Source organism: Thiomicrospira sp. WB1 (genome assembly GCF_001507535.1).
GTDB lineage: Bacteria > Pseudomonadota > Gammaproteobacteria > Thiomicrospirales > Thiomicrospiraceae > Hydrogenovibrio.
Window position 1 is genome coordinate 745882 of sequence record NZ_LQBN01000001.1, and the last position, 18089, is coordinate 763970.

The 18089-nt window shown below is 52.9% G+C and carries 17 protein-coding genes and 1 tRNA gene; 11 read left to right on the top strand and 7 right to left on the bottom strand.

The features are described from left to right. Positions 1-19: 19 nt before the first annotated feature. Positions 20-1144 carry a 5-(carboxyamino)imidazole ribonucleotide synthase gene (locus AVO41_RS03290; RefSeq protein ID WP_068582497.1) on the top strand — a complete coding sequence of 375 codons (1125 nt, stop codon included), beginning with the start codon at positions 20-22 and terminating at the stop codon, positions 1142-1144. On the opposite strand, the gene AVO41_RS03295 is transcribed toward AVO41_RS03290, so the two are convergent. The 3 genes from AVO41_RS03295 to AVO41_RS03305 are packed head-to-tail and all read right to left on the bottom strand — an operon-like array spanning position 1125 to position 4679. Beyond that, complete coding sequence (locus AVO41_RS03295) at positions 1125-2591, bottom strand: bifunctional ADP-dependent NAD(P)H-hydrate dehydratase/NAD(P)H-hydrate epimerase (protein WP_068582500.1); 1467 nt, start codon at positions 2589-2591, stop codon at positions 1125-1127. The genes AVO41_RS03290 and AVO41_RS03295 overlap by 20 nt on opposite strands. A 22-nt stretch (positions 2592-2613) precedes the next feature. Beyond that, complete coding sequence (locus AVO41_RS03300) at positions 2614-3423, bottom strand: undecaprenyl-diphosphate phosphatase (protein ID WP_068582503.1); 810 nt, start codon at positions 3421-3423, stop codon at positions 2614-2616. A gap of 41 nt (positions 3424-3464) precedes the next feature. After that, on the bottom strand, positions 3465-4679 hold the full coding sequence (locus AVO41_RS03305) for a class I SAM-dependent methyltransferase (protein ID WP_068582506.1): 1215 nt from the start codon (positions 4677-4679) through the stop codon (positions 3465-3467). Positions 4680-4936: 257 nt separating this feature from the next. On the opposite strand from AVO41_RS03305, the gene AVO41_RS03310 reads away from it, so the two are divergent. Beyond that, on the top strand, positions 4937-5401 hold the full coding sequence (locus AVO41_RS03310) for a FliG C-terminal domain-containing protein (protein ID WP_068582509.1): 465 nt from the start codon (positions 4937-4939) through the stop codon (positions 5399-5401). Positions 5402-5418: 17 nt separating this feature from the next. After that, positions 5419-5880: a FliG C-terminal domain-containing protein gene (locus tag AVO41_RS03315; protein WP_068582511.1), complete on the top strand. Its 462-nt coding sequence runs from the start codon at positions 5419-5421 to the stop codon at positions 5878-5880. 8 nt (positions 5881-5888) lie between these two features. Here AVO41_RS03315 and folB read toward each other — a convergent pair whose 3' ends face one another. From folB to AVO41_RS03330, 3 genes are all read right to left on the bottom strand, one after another. Then, the gene (folB, locus tag AVO41_RS03320; protein ID WP_068582513.1) at positions 5889-6248 is read right to left on the bottom strand and encodes a dihydroneopterin aldolase; all 360 of its coding nucleotides are present in this window, start codon (positions 6246-6248) and stop codon (positions 5889-5891) included. Positions 6249-6325: 77 nt separating this feature from the next. Next, a complete protein-coding gene (locus AVO41_RS03325; RefSeq protein WP_068582516.1) occupies positions 6326-8296 on the bottom strand; it encodes a methyl-accepting chemotaxis protein in 1971 nt (656 codons plus the stop codon). 4 nt (positions 8297-8300) lie between these two features. Then, positions 8301-8930: an SCO family protein gene (locus AVO41_RS03330; RefSeq protein ID WP_068582520.1), complete on the bottom strand. Its 630-nt coding sequence runs from the start codon at positions 8928-8930 to the stop codon at positions 8301-8303. 164 nt (positions 8931-9094) lie between these two features. Here AVO41_RS03330 and plsY point away from each other — a divergent pair, with 164 nt between their 5' ends. Then, complete coding sequence (gene plsY / locus AVO41_RS03335) at positions 9095-9712, top strand: glycerol-3-phosphate 1-O-acyltransferase PlsY (protein WP_082676474.1); 618 nt, start codon at positions 9095-9097, stop codon at positions 9710-9712. Positions 9713-9764: 52 nt separating this feature from the next. Here the strand turns inward: plsY and tsaD are convergent, their stop codons facing one another. Beyond that, on the bottom strand, positions 9765-10823 hold the full coding sequence (tsaD, locus tag AVO41_RS03340) for a tRNA (adenosine(37)-N6)-threonylcarbamoyltransferase complex transferase subunit TsaD (RefSeq protein ID WP_068582525.1): 1059 nt from the start codon (positions 10821-10823) through the stop codon (positions 9765-9767). A 281-nt stretch (positions 10824-11104) separates the two neighbouring features. On the opposite strand from tsaD, the gene rpsU reads away from it, so the two are divergent. The 7 genes from rpsU to AVO41_RS03375 all read left to right on the top strand — a co-directional run bounded on the left by rpsU (position 11105) and on the right by AVO41_RS03375 (position 18089). Next, the gene (gene rpsU, locus AVO41_RS03345) at positions 11105-11320 is read left to right on the top strand and encodes a 30S ribosomal protein S21 (protein ID WP_019895826.1); all 216 of its coding nucleotides are present in this window, start codon (positions 11105-11107) and stop codon (positions 11318-11320) included. Between the two features lie 14 nt (positions 11321-11334). Then, positions 11335-11790 carry a GatB/YqeY domain-containing protein gene (locus tag AVO41_RS03350; protein ID WP_068582528.1) on the top strand — a complete coding sequence of 152 codons (456 nt, stop codon included), beginning with the start codon at positions 11335-11337 and terminating at the stop codon, positions 11788-11790. 169 nt (positions 11791-11959) lie between these two features. Further along, positions 11960-13756: a DNA primase gene (dnaG, locus tag AVO41_RS03355; protein ID WP_068582530.1), complete on the top strand. Its 1797-nt coding sequence runs from the start codon at positions 11960-11962 to the stop codon at positions 13754-13756. 126 nt (positions 13757-13882) lie between these two features. Further along, complete coding sequence (gene rpoD, locus AVO41_RS03360; protein ID WP_068582534.1) at positions 13883-15670, top strand: RNA polymerase sigma factor RpoD; 1788 nt, start codon at positions 13883-13885, stop codon at positions 15668-15670. 108 nt (positions 15671-15778) lie between these two features. Continuing rightward, positions 15779-15855: transfer RNA gene (locus tag AVO41_RS03365), tRNA-Ile, on the top strand. A 211-nt stretch (positions 15856-16066) separates the two neighbouring features. Then, a complete protein-coding gene (locus tag AVO41_RS03370; protein WP_068583295.1) occupies positions 16067-17443 on the top strand; it encodes an ATP/GTP-binding protein in 1377 nt (458 codons plus the stop codon). Next, positions 17436-18089: an RloB family protein gene (locus AVO41_RS03375; protein ID WP_068582537.1), complete on the top strand. Its 654-nt coding sequence runs from the start codon at positions 17436-17438 to the stop codon at positions 18087-18089. The genes AVO41_RS03370 and AVO41_RS03375 overlap by 8 nt, the downstream gene beginning before the upstream one ends.

Here is an 18089-nt window from a genome sequence, read left to right on the forward strand (position 1 = left end):
CAGCAGCAAGGCTTTTTTCATGACCGCATCTGACGACACTTCCGCGTTTGAATCCAAAACCATTGGCGTGCTCGGCGCCGGGCAACTGGGGCGAATGATGGCACTGGCGGGTTACCCGCTGGGCCAGCGGTTTGCGTTTTTGGGTCAGTCCGAGGTCGAGCCGTCAGCGCCGTTGGGCGCGTTTTATAACGCTCAGGAAAACCCCGACGCCTGGCAGGCGCTTGCGACCGAATGCGATGTGATCACCTATGAAAGTGAAAACACCTCGGTGGAATGGGTGCGCGAGATCGCCCGAACCACGCCGGTGTATCCAAGCGAGCGTTCCTTGTATGCCAGTCAGGATCGGGGGCGCGAAAAAGCCCTGTTTGAACAGCTGGGCATTCCGTGCGCGCCTTATCGTCTGGTCAACAGTTTGGCGGATCTGAAACAGGCCGTGGCCGAGCTGGGATTGCCCGCCATTTTAAAAACCACGCAGGAAGGTTATGACGGCAAAGGTCAAAAACGTCTGAAAACCGAAGACCAAATTGACCAGGCCTGGTCAGAACTCGGGCACCAGCCGTTGATTCTGGAAGGTTTTGTGGATTTTCAGCGAGAGTTGTCATTGGTGGCGGTACGCAATGGCGATAACCAGCATGTGTACTACCCACTGGTGCAAAACGTGCATCACGAGGGCATTCTGCGTTACACCATTGCCCCGGCTCGCAACGTATCCCAATCGGTTCAGGCGCAGGCCGAGCAGTATTTGACCGCTTTGCTGGATGAACTGGATCACGTCGGGGTTTTGACGCTGGAGCTGTTTGAAACCGCTGAGGGGCTGGTCGCCAATGAAATGGCCCCGCGCGTGCACAATTCCGGGCACTGGAGTCAGGACGGTGCGGTGACCAGCCAGTTTGAGAATCACGTGCGTGCCATCACCGGATTGCCGTTGGGGGTGACCACGCCGCGTGCGCCCCTCTGTGCCATGGTGAATATCATTGGTGAGACCGGGCCCGTTGATCGAGTGCTGGCGCTGGACCATGCCAAACTGCACCTCTACAACAAGTCAGAGCGCCCCGGGCGCAAGCTTGGTCACATTAATCTCTGGGCCGATGACGAAGACGGCCTGTATCAAACACTGAACGAACTCAAGCCATTTTTGCCATAAGCGTGCGGATGCGCGCGGGCAATTCGGAGGGCAGTACGCCGCGCAGGCCGTGTTGCTGACAGAGCAGATCCCCTGCCGCTGCGTGCAGCCACACACTGAGACAAGCCGCTTCAAACGCTGGCATGCCTTGTGCCAGCCAACCGGTGATCAAGCCAGTCAGGACATCCCCCATCCCGCCTCGGGCCATGCCCGGATTGCCCGCGGTACAGACCTCACACTGATGACCGTCGTAAATCAAGGTTCCAGGGCCTTTGAGTACAATCACGCCACCGTATTGCTGTTGAAGCGCCTTGACCGCCGTCAGTCGGTCTTGCTGGATGTGTGCGGCGTCGGTGCCCAGCAATCGGGCCGCTTCGCCCGGATGCGGGGTCAGCACCCAATCGTTGCGGTGGCGGGGGGCCTTCGCCAGCCAGTTCAGCGCATCGGCATCCAATACTTTGGGCACATTCACTGACCCGGCCTGGTCAACCAGACGTTGGCCCCAATCGTCCTGGCCCAGTCCCGGTCCCATGCCCAGTGCGTTCGCCGACGCGGTTAATTGGGGCAAGGCGCTTTCGTCATACACCATCCATTCGGGCTGCGATGCGCCCAGGGTTTGCGCGTGTTCAGAGCGGGTGATTAATTTGACCAGGCCTGCCCCGCTGTGGAGACAGGCGGTGGCCGCCATGTGCAAAGCGCCGGTCATGGCGGTGTTGCCACCGAGCAGCCAGGCGGTGCCGGCGCTGCCTTTGTGACTGGCAAGCGGGCGCTCAGGGCGGCGCTGCCACCAGTAAGCCAGGCTGTGGGAGTGGGCCAGAGGGGTGGCACTGTCCCAGCTGTCTGCAGGCAGGTGTAAGTCAGCATAGACGACGTCGCCGGCGGTGTCGGGTCCCTGGTTTTGGGTCAGGCCCAGTTTGCGGGTAATGAAGGTGATGGTGGCATCGGCCTGGATGGCCTGGCCGAGTACGGCCCCCGTGTCGGCGTGCAGACCGCTGGGTAAATCCAGAGCCAGTACTGGTTTGTTCGATTGGTTGATGGGCTCAAACAGGGCGCTCAATGCCGGTTTGACCGTTTGGGTGAGGCCTGTGCCGAGAATCGCGTCGATTAGTACATCGGCCTCATTCAGCAAATCCGGGTGAAACGGTTCCGGGGCGATGCCGAGTTCGGTCAGTTCCTGCAGTGCTGTGGCTGCTTCATTCTGATAGCGATCCGCTTGCGCAAACAGCGCCACACGCACGTCATAGCCCTGCAGAGCGGCGTATTGCGCCAGAATGAAACCATCTCCGCCATTGTTGCCGCCGCCGCACAATATCAGCAGGCGGCGCGGTGCGGGCCAGCGTTGTTTGAGGTATTCGGTGGCGGCCATGCCGGCACGTTTCATCAGGGTGATGCCGGGGTACCCACCTTGCTCGATCAGGTGTCGGTCCAGTGTGCGGCTTTGTTCTGCCGAATAATAAGCCTTCGCCATGGTTCCCTCCCGCAAACGATCTTTACAAGAATACCCATAGTAGCACGGCGCCCAGTGCAAAACGATACCAGGCAAAAGGCGCCATACCCAGACGCTGAATCCATTTCAGGAACAGGGCGATTACCACCCAGGCGGTGACCGCGGAAATCACCAGTCCGCCCAGCAGGGCGTTCCATTGGATGGCGCCCTCATAAGCGAGCAAATCCAGCAGTTTGAGCAAGCCTGCCCCGGCGATGATTGGAATCGACAGCAAAAAGGAAAAGCGTGCCGCCGCTTCTCGCGTGAGGCCGATCAGCAGGCCTGCGGTCATGGTGATGCCGGAACGGGACGTGCCGGGAATCAGGGCCAGTGCTTGAGCAAAGCCCAGAATGGCGATGTCCCGATACGAAAGGGTGTGCTCATCCCGGTTCTGGCGTCCGCGGACGTCTGCCCACCAAAGCAGAGCGCCGAAACCGATGGTGGTGGTGGCAATCAAAATGGGGTTGCGCAGCGCGGCCTCCCAGCCCTGATTGATCAGCAGACCCAGTGCTACCGCAGGAAGGGTGGCCCAAATCACGGCCCAGGCCAGGCGGCTGTTGGTGGTGGCTTGGCGGGTGATGAGGGAGCAGGTCCAGTCTCGTGTCATGAGGGCGACGTCGCGACGAAAGTAGGTCAGCACCGCCAGCAGAGTGCCCAGATGCACCGCCACATCAAACGCCAGTCCCTGATCGGGCCAGCCCAGTAATTGTGGCAGCAGGATCAGGTGGCCGGAACTGGAAATGGGAAGAAATTCGGTCAGTCCCTGGATGAAGGCCAGAAAAGTGATTTGCAGCCAGTCGAGCGTCGGGTCCATGATCAATGTCCTTTTTAACCAGGCCTGGTAAGAAAGCCGGTTTAGAGTTGGTGGCGCAAATCGCGAAATTCAAAGCCGACCAGCGGTTGGTCCAGGTCTTTGCTCAGTGCCATGACTTTAAAGGTTTCGCCCATTTCATCGGGCAGAGTCAGGGTTTTGATCTGCTGGGCCAGTTTCAGCTGTTCGGTGACTTCGGCGTCGGGCTGATGCGCGAGGTCCATCAGGCCGCTGCTCATCAAAAAGTGGGCCTGCGTGGTGTAGCCGGCGATTTTAAAACCGGCGCTGAAGGCGTTCTCGGCCACGGCGGTAAAGTCAACGTGGGCGGTGATGTCCTGCAGGCCAGGGTAAAAGAACGGATCACTGTGCGCCAGATGCTGGTAATGGCAGCGCAGTGTGCCCATGTGACGAGCGGGCTGATAGTATTCCTGGCGCGGATAGCCGTAATCGACCAACAGCACCAGCCCGCGTGTCAGACTCTCGCTCAAACTCTGCAACCATGGATAAAGATTGAGATTGACCTCGGTGTCGTAGCCACGCTCGCTGACTGAGCCCAGGCTTTGCAGTAGCTGATTGCTGATGCGTTGCAACTCGGGTTCGACAATGGGTTCGTAGGTCCATTCCAGAGCCTCATGCGCCTCGTTATAATAAACGTACGCCCGCAAGGTCTGCTCGGGCTCCAGGCGCAGGCGCTCAAATGGCATGGCATCCAGCACCTCGTTGGCCAGTACCACGGCTTCCAGTGGTGTTTTAGGCAGCTCAGAGAGCCATTCGACCTTGTTGGCCAGGTGAGCCGGGAGGCTGTTGAGCAGGGTTTGCTGTCGGTCTCTGAGGTCGGCGCTCAGTTCAAGGATGTAATAGCGTTGCAGGCGCTCGGCCTGACCGGCTTCGTCCAGCGCCAGCAACAGGTCTCTGGCCATGGTGCCGCGCCCGGCGCCGAATTCGATCACATTCGGGGTGGTCAGCAGGCTTAAGCCCTGCGCAACCTGGCGGGCCAGGCATTGCGAGAATAAGGGGCTGATTTCGGGCGCGGTGACAAAGTCGCCGCCGCGCCCGATTTTGGGCAAGCCGCTGGTGTAGTAGCCCAGTCCCGGCGTGTAAAGCGCCATTTGCATGTAGTCGCTGAACGGCAACTGGCCATGTCGCTTCAAACGCTGGCGGATTTTTTTGACCAGATCGGCGCTCTTTTGCTTGAGCTCGTCCGGTGGTTCAGGCAAACGGGCCCGTTGGCGGCTGGTGTGTTTGAGTTGCAGGGTCATGCGGCCTCTTGCTGTCAGGTGGCGTTTGCGAGGGCGGTCGGCCACGCGGCTGAAAACCGGGTAAAATACCTCAAGCTGTCGAGCCGGTGGGAACAGAGTGTGCCCATCGAATTTGGGCAATATTATAAAATGTCTGCCTGTCTCTGTGACGGGAATTGGTCAAAACGTGAGTAAAATGGCTTGAAAACCTGGCCCCATTGCAGACTGGTCATGTTCTTGCTTGTGGGTGTATGGTGGATAAATTAAATGGATAAGGCATGAAAGTCGGGATTAGAAAGGTTCAGGAAAACGAGTGGCTGGTGCACATCGGGTTTGCCAACATGCATCTGGATCGGTTTTCGGTCGAGCTCTTGGCGATCACGCTTGAGCATGTACGAGCCCTTGAACATGGCGAAACCCATTCGATTCTGAACAGTTATGTGCAATTGGCGCTGCGCATCAAGGAACTGGATGACAAAGGCCTGCAACGACTGACTCGTGAGGTCGAAAGTCAGGATCTGCTCGAGCTGATGGTGCTGGCCCAGGACACAGACATGAACGAACGCATCCTGAAAAATCTGGGGAGCATGGTGGCCAAGCAGTTGCGCTCGGACCTGATCAAAGCCGACAGTGTCAGCGAGCGGGCCGGGAAAGAGGCGGTCAAACGGGTGATTGAAACCATGTTTGCGCTTGAAACCCAAGGCATCATTGAATTTTACAACGACACGACTCAGTATATTTAGCGAGAAACGGAATCGATATGGAAGTCAACGCCAAACGTCTGGAAAGCGGTGAGTACAATCTCGACATGGGGCCGGTGTCGCTGACTCTGGAAGAGCCAGTACTGGAGCGGTTGTATGACGTGATTCATGAACGTCTGCACCGGAGCGGCAAACAGGAAGCTGAAGCGCTGAACAAAAAACTCACAGCCTATCGGACCTTGTGTCGCAAGCTGGTGAGCGTGGACGATCGAATTCTGCAGAATCTGTTACCGCAATTGACACCCGAACAGACAGTGACCATGGTGCGTCTGGCCGGTGAGGAAATGTATCAGAAAGTAATGCGTAACTTGTCGCGCCAGAACGCACAGCAGTATGAAGAAGACCACCACGATCTGAATAAAATCACCGTGCATCAGGCCATTCTTTATATGGAACAGATCATGCCCCTGATCAAGCGCGCGGCGCAGGAACAGAAAAAACGCCAGGCGGAGCTGAACTGACGACGGGGCTATTCCCCTCGGTGGCGCTCAATGCTCAGGCCCACATTGCCCACATAAGGCACCGCGTGGGGTTTCATAAGTTTCATTTTTACCGATTGCGCCAGCGGATAACGGTCCAGCAATTGTTGGCACAACGTTTCTGCCAGCGTTTCAATCAATTCAAATCGGCTGGCTTGGGCCCACGCCAGTACATCATCGGTGATGGCTTTGTAATCCAGCGTTTGGGTCAGATCATCGCTTTGCCCCGCAGCGCTCAGGTCGCAACCTAAGTTCAAATCAATCTCAATCGGCTGTGGGGACTGTTTTTCCCAGTCGTGCACGCCAATCACGCACTGAGCGCGAATGCCCTCAATGTGAATCCAATCCATTTTTATCTCCGGTTGTTTGTCAGATAACCTCATGTCTTGATCTTTGCACGCCTGCTCGAAACAAAACAGGCGAAATGCTATTTTTTCGTCTTGAGATTACCCGTCTTCTCGACAAGCTGTGTCATTTTTTCTTCCATATCCAGATTGGCGGCATTCATCTGCTCGACCAGAGCAGCATTCTGTTGGGTTGTCTGATCCATTGAGCCAATCGCCTGATTAATTTGTGCAATGCCATTGGATTGCTCCGACGAGTGGTTGCGAATCTCCGACATACGTTGAGCCACTTCTTCGACACTTTGCACAATCGCATTAAGCTGCTGACTGGATTTTTCTGACAGATCGGCGCCGTTTTGAATTAAGTCCGTGGTCTGATGAATTAATTGAGCGATGTCTTTGGCGGCATCGGATGATTTTTGCGCCAGCGCCCGAACTTCTTGCGCCACAACGGCAAAACCACGTCCGTGCTCACCGGCTCGGGCTGCTTCCACCGCCGCATTGAGAGCCAGAAGATTGGTCTGGAATGCAATCGAATCAATCATGCCGACGATGTCAGCCATCTTTTCACTGGACTCATGAATGGAACTGATCGCCTCGCGTGTTTGTCCCATGACTTGAGCCCCCTCTTTGGCAGCGGTTTGTGTCTCGCTCGCCTGTTGCTCGACCTGCTTGGCACTTTCGAGCGCCTGCTGAACACTGGCCGTCATCTGTTCCATAGACGCTGCGGTCTGCTCAATCGACGCCGCCTGATTCTGCGTCCGTTCATTCAGCTCATTGTTGCCGGCGGCGACCTGTTGCACATTTTGCAGGGTTTCGGTTGCCGCCAGCTTGATGGCCTCAAACTGTTCCGACAGATTGGTCATTGACTGGTTGATGGTGGACTGCAATCGGGCTAGCTGTCCTTCGAACTGGCCTCGAACCTGAACCGTCAAATCGCCCTGGATCAGGGCATTTAAACTCTCATTAAAGGATTCAAACCCACTGTCGAGGTCCGACAGAGCGCCATTCAAATTGGTCTTCAACGCTCCTAGCTGCCCGGATAGCTGTGCCTGAACCGGTTTTGAGAAATCCGATGCGCGCATCCGGTTGGCGACTTCATCCAGCTCGGTCAATGCCGAATCCAGTGCGGAACGTGCTTGCTCGGCACTGCTCAAAGCCTGTTTGAAACCACCCTGCATGGACGCCATTTGTGGCACGGATTGTGAAAAATCGCCATCTTTAAAAGCTTCCAACGAATGGTTCAATTGCCCCATGACCGATTCCAGTGCTTCGGCCGTTCGGTTGACATCCATTTTTAATTCATCCAAGTCGCCCCTATATTCACCCTGAATCCGACGATTAAAGGTGCCTTGCGACACATCCGACATCACCGCTGAAATTTCATCAATGGCCTTGCCCACTGTTTTCAACATTTGATTGAACGCCTGGACACTGGGTTCTTGTTCGTGCTGTGTGATGCGTGCGCCAAAATCCCCTTTCTGGATCACCTGGTCCACCGAATCAATGGTGGCCTGCAGAATCTGTTCATCCTTTTTCATTTCGAAGCTGTAATAAATCAATACCGCTGCTTCGATCACCACAAAAAACGCATGCAAAAACGTAATATTCCAATTGCAGTCATAATTGAACAGCATCACCGGCATTTGCCAGAGATTGACTTCGTTTAGCTGCAAAAATGTTAAAGCAATGTGATGCACCGCCCCGACCAAGGCCGCAACCAAAATCGCTAACCAGTCTTTAAAAATCAACAAAAATGCCAGGCCCACAAAGATATGGAAGTGCATTTCAATCCGTCCGAGCTGGCTTTGAATCAACGTAGCGGAGTAGAGCATCACCAATACACCCGTGGCCACCCCAAACCAGCGTGTGCCGCGTAACAGGCCATAGGCGATCAAACTCAGTGCCCCCACTCCCAGAGCGGCAATCAGTGCGAACGTTTCTGTGCCGTACCCCATTGGCGCGAGTATGCCCACAAATGGAACATGGGCCAAAAGCAAATACAGCACGGTTTTATCGGTTTTCAGACGTTTTTTCTGGGCGTTGTGGTTCATCCTGTTATCCTTTCGCGCTCTGCAAACGCGCTATGTCCTGCAATATTTTGTCGTAACGTAAATGTTGATTGGGGTAGAGATAGCGCAGCTTTCCCTGCGGGTCAATTACATACAAAAACCCCGGGTGCGTCACCTCATAATCTTCCTTGTTGTCGACGCTGGCTTTCGGTTCATGGCTGAAGGGCGCATGGTAACGGTTGGCCAGCGCCTGGGTCGCTTTGACACTTCGCGCGGTCAAAGCATGAAAATTATCGCCGAACTGCTCAAAATAACGGCGCAGAGTTTCCGCTGTATCTCGCTTGGGGTCCATGGTCACAAACAAAAAGTCGATTGGCAGATTGTCTGGTTTTTGATGATTGAGATTAAACATGACCCCGACTTGATTATGACACACCTCATCACAATGAATGTAACCGAAATACAGCAATACAAAGCGGCCTTCATGCTGAGACAGACTGTGCGGTTGCCCCTGTGTGGAAAGCAAGGTAAATGCCGGAGCCGGTTTATCCAGACGAATGCCATAGGCTGGATTAAGCCAGGACATCAATGCCGGCAGAAGCCACAACCAACTCAAAGCCAGCACGAGTACAACGCCGAACAACCCGCCTTTTTTAAAACGCACGCCCCTAAACATGAAAAAACCTTAGATCAATCCCAAAATATGGATGCCCGTTTTTCTTCAGAATTTGAATCCGGTGCAAAATGCTCTTCTGTTCAGTCAGAGGCGCGGATCCATTTGGGTTCGGTTTATGCATGGGGTTAGAATACACGCTTTTGTATGAATCTGGGAAGCGTTTCATGGATGTAAATGGGTGGTTAATGGTTTGGGGGCTGGGTGCCTATCTGTTGGGGTCGGTTTCTTCGGCCATAGTGGTGTGTCGTCTGATGGGTTTGGGCGATCCGCGTGAAGACGGTTCGGGCAACCCGGGTGCCACCAACGTTAAGCGCCTTTATGGCAATCGACCGGCGGCATTGACCCTGGCTGGAGATCTGCTGAAAGGGTTGGTGCCGGTCGCTGTGGCGGTCTGGTACGGTGTGTCAGCCGAAGCCGTGGCAGTGATCGGGCTGGCGGCTTTCTTTGGGCATTTGTATCCGGTGTTTTTTCAGTTTCGCGGCGGCAAAGGCGTGGCGACCTTTTTGGGGGTGATGTTCGGTCTGCATGGCTTGATCGGCGCGATCGTCGCCGGCATTTGGTTGTTTGTGGCCAAAGTGCTCAAAGTCTCATCGGTGTCGGCGCTGGTGGCGGCGTTGCTGGCGCCGTTCGTGGTATACGCCAGTTTGACCTGGTTGGGCCGTGCCGAGCAAGCCTGGCTTCTGGCCGCGATGACCGCTGTGATGTCGCTGGTGTTGTTCTGGCGTCATCGCAGCAATATTCAGCGTTTGATTTCCGGGGAGGAAGACCGCATTCAGCGTTGAGAATCGGCTCGAAACGCTGAGAGCGTTTTTAACCAGGCCTGGTTAAAAATGGTTAAATCGGAGATAGGCTTTCCAGATCCCAGCGGGGGCGGCAGGCAAAATTGAGGTCGCTGTGCTGGCCTGCCATCAGGCGTTGGGCACCGGCGTAGGCGATCATGGCTCCGTTGTCGGTGCAAAAGTCCAAGCGGGGATAATGTGCCTGGCCCCCTTGTTTGACCATCAGTTGCGTTAGTTGCTCGCGAATGGCCTGATTGGCGCTGACGCCGCCTGAGACCACCAGGCGGTTCAGCCCTTCCTGTTCCAACGCACGGCGGCATTTGATGCGCAGGGTGTCGGCCACCGCCAGCTCAAACGCTCGACAGATGTCGGCGCGGGTCTGATCGTTATCGTCCCCAGCATTTTTGGCTTTCTGCCAAGTATTCAGGCTGAAGGTTTTCAAACCGCTGAAACTCATGTCGAGACCGGGGCGGTCAATCATGGGGCGCGGGAACCGATAGCGTTCGCTGTCACCTTTGAGCGCCAGGCGAGAGACTTCGGGACCGCCTGGGTAGCCCAGCCCCAGCATTTTGGCGGTTTTATCAAACGCCTCGCCCACCGCATCATCCAGTGTGTCGCCCAGCAGCCGATAACGGCCGATGCCATCCACACGAATGATTTGAGTGTGTCCGCCGGAGATCAACAGACAGATAAATGGGAAGGCTGGCGGGTCGGGTTCGAGCATGGGCGCCAGCAGATGGCCTTCCATGTGGTGAATCCCCAGTGCCGGGATCTGCCAGGCAAAGGCCAGACTGCGCGCCACGGAGGCTCCGGTCAGCAAAGCGCCCATTAACCCCGGTCCGGCAGTGTAAGCGATGCCATTGACCGCTTCGGCGGCACAATCGGCCGCGCTCAGGGTTTCATCGATCAATGGGATCAGGCGTCGAATATGATCGCGTGAAGCCAATTCCGGCACCACGCCACCGAACTGCGCATGTTGCGCCACCTGGCTGTACAGCCGATGGGCCAGCAGCCCGTGTTGAGCATGGTAGAGCGCGACCCCGGTTTCGTCACAGGAGCTCTCGATGCCCAGTGTTAAAAAATCGGCGGTGTGAGGGGGTTGGGTTGCATGCATGGCGTTGAATCGCGGTCATTTTCCGACCGGCTGCGTTGAAAATGAATGGAAAGGGATTTTACCAGACTTTGATCCGGGATGCGGGGTCATGGCGCGGATGCCTGCCAGAGGCAAAACGGCAAAGTTTTGATTGCAAAGTGTTTCTGCTCTCTTTATAATGCCCGTTTTACGATTTTTGTATCGTTTTGCGTCCTGCTATTCAGATGTGAATAAGCAAAAAACGGTCTTTTCAATCAACGAGATACCGAAATCTTTCAAAGAATTTAGAAGGTGAGTAATTTATGCCAAGTGTAAAAGTAAGAGATACCGAACCCTTTGACGTCGCATTGCGTCGTTTCAAGCGTGCCTGTGAAAAAGCAGGTGTCTTGACCGAGTCGCGCAAGCGTGAGTTTTACGAGAAGCCAACCTGGGCTCGTAAGCGTCAGAAAGCGGCGGCGGTAAAACGTTTGGCCAAGCGTTTGTCTCGCGAAAACCGTCGCGTTAACCGTAAGTACTGAGGCGCTCTGATCCCATGGCAAGCGAACTGAAAGCCCGTCTGTCTGACGAAATGAAAGCGGCGATGAAAGCGAAGGATAAGCCTCGTTTGGGCGTGATTCGCTCGATTCAAGCCGCGATTAAGCAGGTAGAAATTGACAAGCAGGTCACACTGGACTCGGATGCCGAGGTGTTGCCAGTGTTAGATAAAATGCTTAAACAGCGCCGTGATTCGCACCAGCAGTATATGGACGCCGATCGTCCCGAGCTGGCGGAAACCGAAGCGTATGAAATGGAAGTGATTCAATCCTTTTTGCCACAGCCTTTGACCGACGAAGAAGTGACGCAGTTGATTGACGCAGCGGTGGCAGAAACCGGAGCCGCTTCCATGCAGGACATGGGCAAAGTCATGGGGCAGTTGAAGCCCAAGATGCAAGGGCGTGCCGACATGGGCGAAGTCAGCAAAAAGATCAAGGCCAAACTCAATGGTTGATCGCGTCTGACTTGGCTTTTGTACTGAAGGCTAGCGTAAGCTCGAAACCCGCCAATGGCAAAGCCATGGCGGGTTTTTGCGTTTTAGGCGCTGTGTATAAATGTGTGCATAAGCTGTGAGTGATCCCGCGTAACAAGACGCTTGATGCCACAGCAAACAGGGTGACAGGATGGTGGGCTCAAACCAAACTCAGCAAAGCGGCAGCATTCCCCGTGCCTTTATTGACGATCTGCTCAACCGCACAGACCTGGTGCAGCTGATCAATGCGCGCGTGCCCCTCAAAAAAGCCGGTACCAACTACAAAGCCTGTTGCCCCTTTCACGACGAAAAAACCCCGTCTTTCAACGTTAATGGCGTCAAGCAGTTTTATCACTGCTTTGGATGTGGGGCCAGTGGCGATGCGATTCGTTTTTTGCAGGACTATGATGGCCTGACCTTTGTGGAAGCGGTGGAAGCGCTGGCTTCCTTTAATGGGATGGAAGTCCCGCGCGAAAAAATCAGCCCGGCGATGCAGGCGCAGCAGCAAAAAACCCGTGACCTCTATGACCTGATGTTTCAGGTGGCGAAGTTTTACCGTCAGCAGCTTAAACTGCATGCCCGCTCCGAAGAGGCCAAGCAGTACCTGCGCCAGCGGGGGTTGACGCCTGAAATTGCCAAGACCTTCGCCATTGGCTATGCGCCACCAGGCTGGGAAACCCTTCTGACCGACTTTGCGCCGACCTGGGGGGAATCCACCGAGCTACCCTCTCAGCTGGTGGACACCGGCATGCTCATCGAAAAAGAAGGCGGCCGGCGCTATGATCGCTTTCGACATCGCATTATGTTTCCCATTCGTGACGGACGGGGGCGTGTGGTGGCCTTTGGTGGTCGTGTGGTTTCAGATGACGACCAGCCCAAGTATCTGAATTCGCCGGAAACCACGCTGTTTCACAAGACCCAGACCTTGTACGGCGTGTATGAAATGCGACAGTCGCGTCAGCGCTTTGATCGGGTGCTGGTGGTCGAGGGCTATATGGATGTGGTGGCACTGGCTCAGTTCGGCATTCGCAATGCCGTGGCCACCCTGGGCACGGCGGTGACCGCTGAGCATCTGCAGACGTTGTTTCGCGAATTGAACGAAGTGGTGTTTTGCTTTGACGGCGACCAGGCGGGTCAGAAAGCGGCCTGGAAAGCGCTGGAACTGGCTTTGCCTCAGATGCAGGCCACACGCTCGGTCAAATTCCTGTTTTTGCCCGAAGGCGCCGACCCGGATTCGTGTGTGCGTGAAGAGGGTGTGGAAGGGTTTACCCGCCGTGTCGATCAGGCGCTGACCTTGTCGGCGTTTCTGTTTAAGGGGTTGGAAGCCAGATTGACATTGCCGTTGTCGACGCCGGAGGGGCAGCAACAACTGATTGCGCTGGCCAAGCCTTATATTACCCAGGCGCCCGAAGCCTTGCCGGATGTGCTGACCCAGCAATTGTCGGATAAAGTGCAGGTGCCAGTTTGGCGGCTGGGGCAGATCATGGGCATTCGTGTGGCCGGACGAAATCGACCGAAAAACGAAGGCGTCTCTGAGCCGCTGCCAAAATTAAAAGTGCACTCCAAAGTGCTTCGGCTGTTGAAAATCCTCTCTGCCTACCCCATGTTAACGAAGGGTGTGCCGCCGGAATTGTTTGAGCGCTTGCAACAGAGCGATCAACCGGAACACCGCTTTCTGGTGGAGGCGATGCAAACTCTGTTGGCGCACAATTGTCTGTCACAGGCGCTTGCCGACTGGTTGCAGGACACCAGGCGTCAGAGAGCGGTAGCCCTGTTGGATCAGCTTGAGCTGCCCGCCACCAAGGAAGGGGTGGTGGACGATTTTCAGTTTCTGACCCAGCAGCTGCACCAGGAATTAACCCAACCAGGCCTGGCAAAAAGAGCGGATGACTGGTCCCTGGAGGACATCGCGGCGTGGCAGGCCCAGCAAAAAGCCCAGAAATTATAAGGCGCTCAATGGCTTAAAACACCGGACAGAATAATTAACCATTCAAATTTTTGGCCGATAAGCGTATAATATACGGTTCGTTTTTTGAAGGACCGTCTTCATCCCCAAATCATATTCGAGGCGAGCATGACCAGAGTAGAAAGAAAGCAGCAATTAATCGACTTGATTGAACGCGCCAAGGACCTTGGCTATCTGACCTTTTCCGATGTCAATGACGTTCTGCCCGATGACATCGAAGAAGATCAGTTGGGTCAAGTCCTGACCATTCTGCGCGACTTTGGGATTCAGCTGTTTGAGTCTGCGCCCGATGCCGAAGAGCTGATCACACAGGAAGGGGAAACCTTTGATGATGCCGCGGCGGAAGCGGCGATCCTGGCCTTGGCGGAAGTGGACGCCGAATTTGGTCGCACCACCGATCCGGTGCGCATGTACATGCGCGAGATGGGGTCGGTGGAGCTGCTGACACGCCAAGGCGAAGTCGAGATTGCCAAGCGAATTGAATACGGCATTCGCGATATGCTGGGCCAGATGGCGCGTTATCCCAAAGTGGCGATTGATCTGCTCGAATCCTTTCGCAAGATCGAAGAAGGCGAAGGCAAGATCGCCGACCTGATTCAGGGGTTTGTTCGCCCGTCCGATCTGGTGGACATTCCCGTGGAAGAGCTCTCGCCGGATAACGACAACACCGAGCCCAAAGAAGACGGCATTAACCCGGACGAACTCAGCGAATTCCTCAAAAACCTGCAAAAAGCCAATGATGCAGCGCTGGCCGCCGAAGAAAAACACGGCTACGACGACCCCAAAGCGATCAAAAAACGCGACAAAGTGGTCGAACTGCTGGCCTCGGTCAAACTGGCGCCGGTGTTCGTCAATCGTTCGATCAAAAACATCAAATTGCGCGTGGCCGCGATCCGCGAGCAGGAACGCAGCATTGTGGATGTGGTGATGCGCAAGATCAAAGTGCCGCGTCCTAGTTTCCTGAAAACGTTTGTCGGCTCTGAGACCGACTACAGCATGCTGGACCGATTGATGGAAGCGCATCCGGACAAAGCCGATAAGCTGGAAGCCCGACGCGCCGATGTCAAACGCGCTCAGAAACGTCTGGCGATGATCGAAAAAGCCGAGCGCATGCCGATTTCGGTTTACAAAGAAACCTACAAACAGTTGAGCAAATCCGAAACCACGGCGCGTTTGGCCAAGCGTGAAATGATCGAAGCCAACCTGCGTCTGGTGATTTCCATTGCCAAAAAATACACCAACCGCGGTCTGCAGTTCCTGGATCTGATTCAGGAAGGCAACATCGGTCTGATGAAAGCGGTGGAAAAATTCGAATACCGTCGAGGCTACAAGTTCTCGACCTACGCCACCTGGTGGATTCGTCAGGCGATTACCCGCTCGATTGCCGACCAGGCGCGCACCATCCGTATTCCGGTGCACATGATTGAGACCATCAACAAGCTCAATCGCATTCAGCGTCAGCTTTTGCAAAAAATGGGGCGTGAACCCACGCCGGAAGAGCTGGCCGAAGAAATGGAAATGCCGGAAGACAAGGTGCGCAAGGTGATGAAAATCGCCAAGGAACCGATTTCCATGGAAACCCCGGTGGGCGACGACGAAGACTCATCACTGGGTGATTTCATCGAAGACGGCAACATCCTATCACCACAGGATTCGGCCGATCTGGAAGGCATGGGCGAAACCGTACGCGAAATGCTGAGCACGCTGACCCCACGTGAGGCCAAAGTGCTGCGCATGCGTTTTGGTCTGGACATGAACACCGACCACACGCTGGAAGAAGTGGGCAAGCAGTTTGATGTCACTCGCGAGCGAATTCGTCAGATTGAGGCCAAAGCGTTGCGCAAACTGCGTCACCCAAGCCGTGCCGAGCGCCTGAAAAGCTTTTTGGACCAGTAAGGCTCCAATCACTCACCCGGTCGTGGGATCAAAAAATCCCGCAAAAACGACCGGGTTCTTTATAATACGCACCCAAAACCTCTCTTTTCACCAGGCCTGGTGAAATCTGCCTCCTTAGCTCAGTTGGTTAGAGCACCCGACTCATAATCGGTAGGTCCACAGTTCAAGTCTGTGAGGAGGCACCATTTATTAAGCCATTGACCTTACTGTCTATTGCCCAAATTTAGAGCTAATACAGAATCTCAATGCCTGAAGAATTGATTATGACATCGCTTATCTACAATGGAAGCACACTTTCAATACATTTTCGAAATAATGTACGTATGAATTGTTTTTGTACAGCTCTATAGGTTAATATGTTTTTTCTAGTGAAAATATCACACGGGAGTGATTAAAGTGCTTGTTCGTTTTGCCGTTGAGAATTTTATGTCTTTTCGTGAATCTGCTGAACTGTCAATGGTGGCAAGTAGGGTTCAACTTCATCCTGATCATGTTGTTCGCCCTAAAAGACGAACAGGGTTACGACTATTAAAGTCTTCAGTGATATACGGTGCGAATGCTTCAGGAAAATCAAACCTAATTAAGGGGATGAATTTAGCCCAAAAATTGGTGACGGCAGGGGAGGTGGCTGGTAAAAACCTTCCTTTTTCACCTTTTAAACTGGACAAAACTGCACTTAAGAAGCCGACGCGATTTGAGTTTGAAATAAAGTGCGGTGAAATATACTATGCTTATGGATTTTCAATGAATAGCAAACGCTATGTTGAGGAGTGGCTATATGAAATTCATCGTAAAAAAGAGAGGTTGATTTTTGAGCGAGAGTATATTGATCAAAAAACTATCTTTAAATTTGACGGGTTGAAAACAAAAACAGATTCGGATAGGCAGTTTCTTGAGTTTATTGGCAGGGGGACACCTGAAAATAGACTGTTCCTCCGAGAGTGCTTTGAGAGGAATGTTTTTAAGGACCTCTCTTACCTTTCTTCGTTAAAAACTGTATATGCTTGGTTTGATGATAGGTTGACAATTTTGTTCCCTAGTTCCAAGTACGCTGGTCTCGAAATGGATCTTCATTCTGATGACCTTAATGTCGGTTTGCTTTCTACAGTATTAAATCATTTTGATACAGGTATTTCTAATTTAAGCCTAAAGAAAATTGACTTAAAGAATGATGCCCCAGAAATACCTGAGGAAGTAAAAGAAGAGGTTTATAAAAGGCTTGAAGAAAAAGAGGCTGCCTTGGTTTCTGGACCAAGAGGTATTCGTTATCATGTTTTCTTGGATTCAGATGGTCAGGCTTTTGCACATAAGTTGATGACCAGTCATCTTGATTCTGATGGTGATGAGGTTCAGTTCGAGCTAAATCAAGAATCTGATGGAACGCAGCGATTATTAGATATTGCACCTGGTCTTCTAGATCTACTTTCTCAAGATGAAGTGTCACAAGACAAAGTCTATGTGATTGATGAACTTGACCGTAGTCTTCATACTGAAATTACAACAACTTTAGTTAATACTTTTTTACATATTACAGCTAACCGTGATAGTCAATTAATCGTTACTACACATGAATCTAATTTATTAAACCTTGATCTACTTAGAAGAGATGAAATTTGGTTTACTCAAAAGAATAAATATGGGCAGTCAAAGCTTTATTCTTTAGAAGAGTTCAAAGCGCGTTTTGATAAAGACATTCGAAAAGACTATTTGGTAGGCCGGTTTGGCGGAGTGCCTGTGATAAAAGATTTATTAAAGGATTTGACCAATGCCTAGGCAGCGGCGCTCGTTCAATCGTATATCAGGAGTTAAAGATCCTTCTTTGATTGTTATTGCCTGTGAGGGTGAGGTCACCGAATTGGCATATTTTGAGGGGGTACGAGAAAAGCTTGATGAAGCTGGATCAAAACTAAAAATTAAACCTTTACCTGCCCGAGAAAATAGCCATAGTGCTCCAAAATACGTTCTTGATCAAATGGACTCTTATAAGAAACAATATGGTAAAGATAGAGGTGATGAACTTTGTTTAGTAATTGACCGAGATGAACAAGCATGGGAGACATCTGCTATTGCTGACGTTGCTCAGCAATGTTTTCAAAAAGATTATCTTTTGGCCTTAAGCAACCCATGCTTTGAACTCTGGCTACTATTGCACCATGAAGATGTTGACAATGTCCCTGAAGAACTTAAGAGACAATTTTTAGAGAACAACTGTAACTGTAGGTTTATAAAATCACGTCTTGTTAATGTTATGGATGGATTTAATCCAGCAAACCTAAGAATTGATGATTTTTGGGAAAAAACAAACTTAGCGATAGATAGAGCAAGAAGTCTCGATGTAAATCCTGGAGACAGGTGGCCGAATACGCTAGCAACGCGTGTTTATTTGATAATGGAAAAAGTTTTAGATCGTCTGACTTGA

What these genes read in the sequence shown, in the direction of transcription:
- AVO41_RS03290 (WP_068582497.1), top strand. Translation starts at nt 20, where the DNA reads ATGACCGCATCTGACGACACTTCCGCGTTTGAATCCAAAACCATTGGC.
- AVO41_RS03295 (WP_068582500.1), bottom strand. Translation starts at nt 2,591, where the DNA reads ATGGCGAAGGCTTATTATTCGGCAGAACAAAGCCGCACACTGGACCGA.
- AVO41_RS03300 (WP_068582503.1), bottom strand. Translation starts at nt 3,423, where the DNA reads ATGGACCCGACGCTCGACTGGCTGCAAATCACTTTTCTGGCCTTCATC.
- AVO41_RS03305 (WP_068582506.1), bottom strand. Translation starts at nt 4,679, where the DNA reads ATGACCCTGCAACTCAAACACACCAGCCGCCAACGGGCCCGTTTGCCT.
- AVO41_RS03310 (WP_068582509.1), top strand. Translation starts at nt 4,937, where the DNA reads ATGAAAGTCGGGATTAGAAAGGTTCAGGAAAACGAGTGGCTGGTGCAC.
- AVO41_RS03315 (WP_068582511.1), top strand. Translation starts at nt 5,419, where the DNA reads ATGGAAGTCAACGCCAAACGTCTGGAAAGCGGTGAGTACAATCTCGAC.
- folB (WP_068582513.1), bottom strand. Translation starts at nt 6,248, where the DNA reads ATGGATTGGATTCACATTGAGGGCATTCGCGCTCAGTGCGTGATTGGC.
- AVO41_RS03325 (WP_068582516.1), bottom strand. Translation starts at nt 8,296, where the DNA reads ATGAACCACAACGCCCAGAAAAAACGTCTGAAAACCGATAAAACCGTG.
- AVO41_RS03330 (WP_068582520.1), bottom strand. Translation starts at nt 8,930, where the DNA reads ATGTTTAGGGGCGTGCGTTTTAAAAAAGGCGGGTTGTTCGGCGTTGTA.
- plsY (WP_082676474.1), top strand. Translation starts at nt 9,095, where the DNA reads ATGGATGTAAATGGGTGGTTAATGGTTTGGGGGCTGGGTGCCTATCTG.
- tsaD (WP_068582525.1), bottom strand. Translation starts at nt 10,823, where the DNA reads ATGCATGCAACCCAACCCCCTCACACCGCCGATTTTTTAACACTGGGC.
- rpsU (WP_019895826.1), top strand. Translation starts at nt 11,105, where the DNA reads ATGCCAAGTGTAAAAGTAAGAGATACCGAACCCTTTGACGTCGCATTG.
- AVO41_RS03350 (WP_068582528.1), top strand. Translation starts at nt 11,335, where the DNA reads ATGGCAAGCGAACTGAAAGCCCGTCTGTCTGACGAAATGAAAGCGGCG.
- dnaG (WP_068582530.1), top strand. Translation starts at nt 11,960, where the DNA reads ATGGTGGGCTCAAACCAAACTCAGCAAAGCGGCAGCATTCCCCGTGCC.
- rpoD (WP_068582534.1), top strand. Translation starts at nt 13,883, where the DNA reads ATGACCAGAGTAGAAAGAAAGCAGCAATTAATCGACTTGATTGAACGC.
- AVO41_RS03375 (WP_068582537.1), top strand. Translation starts at nt 17,436, where the DNA reads ATGCCTAGGCAGCGGCGCTCGTTCAATCGTATATCAGGAGTTAAAGAT.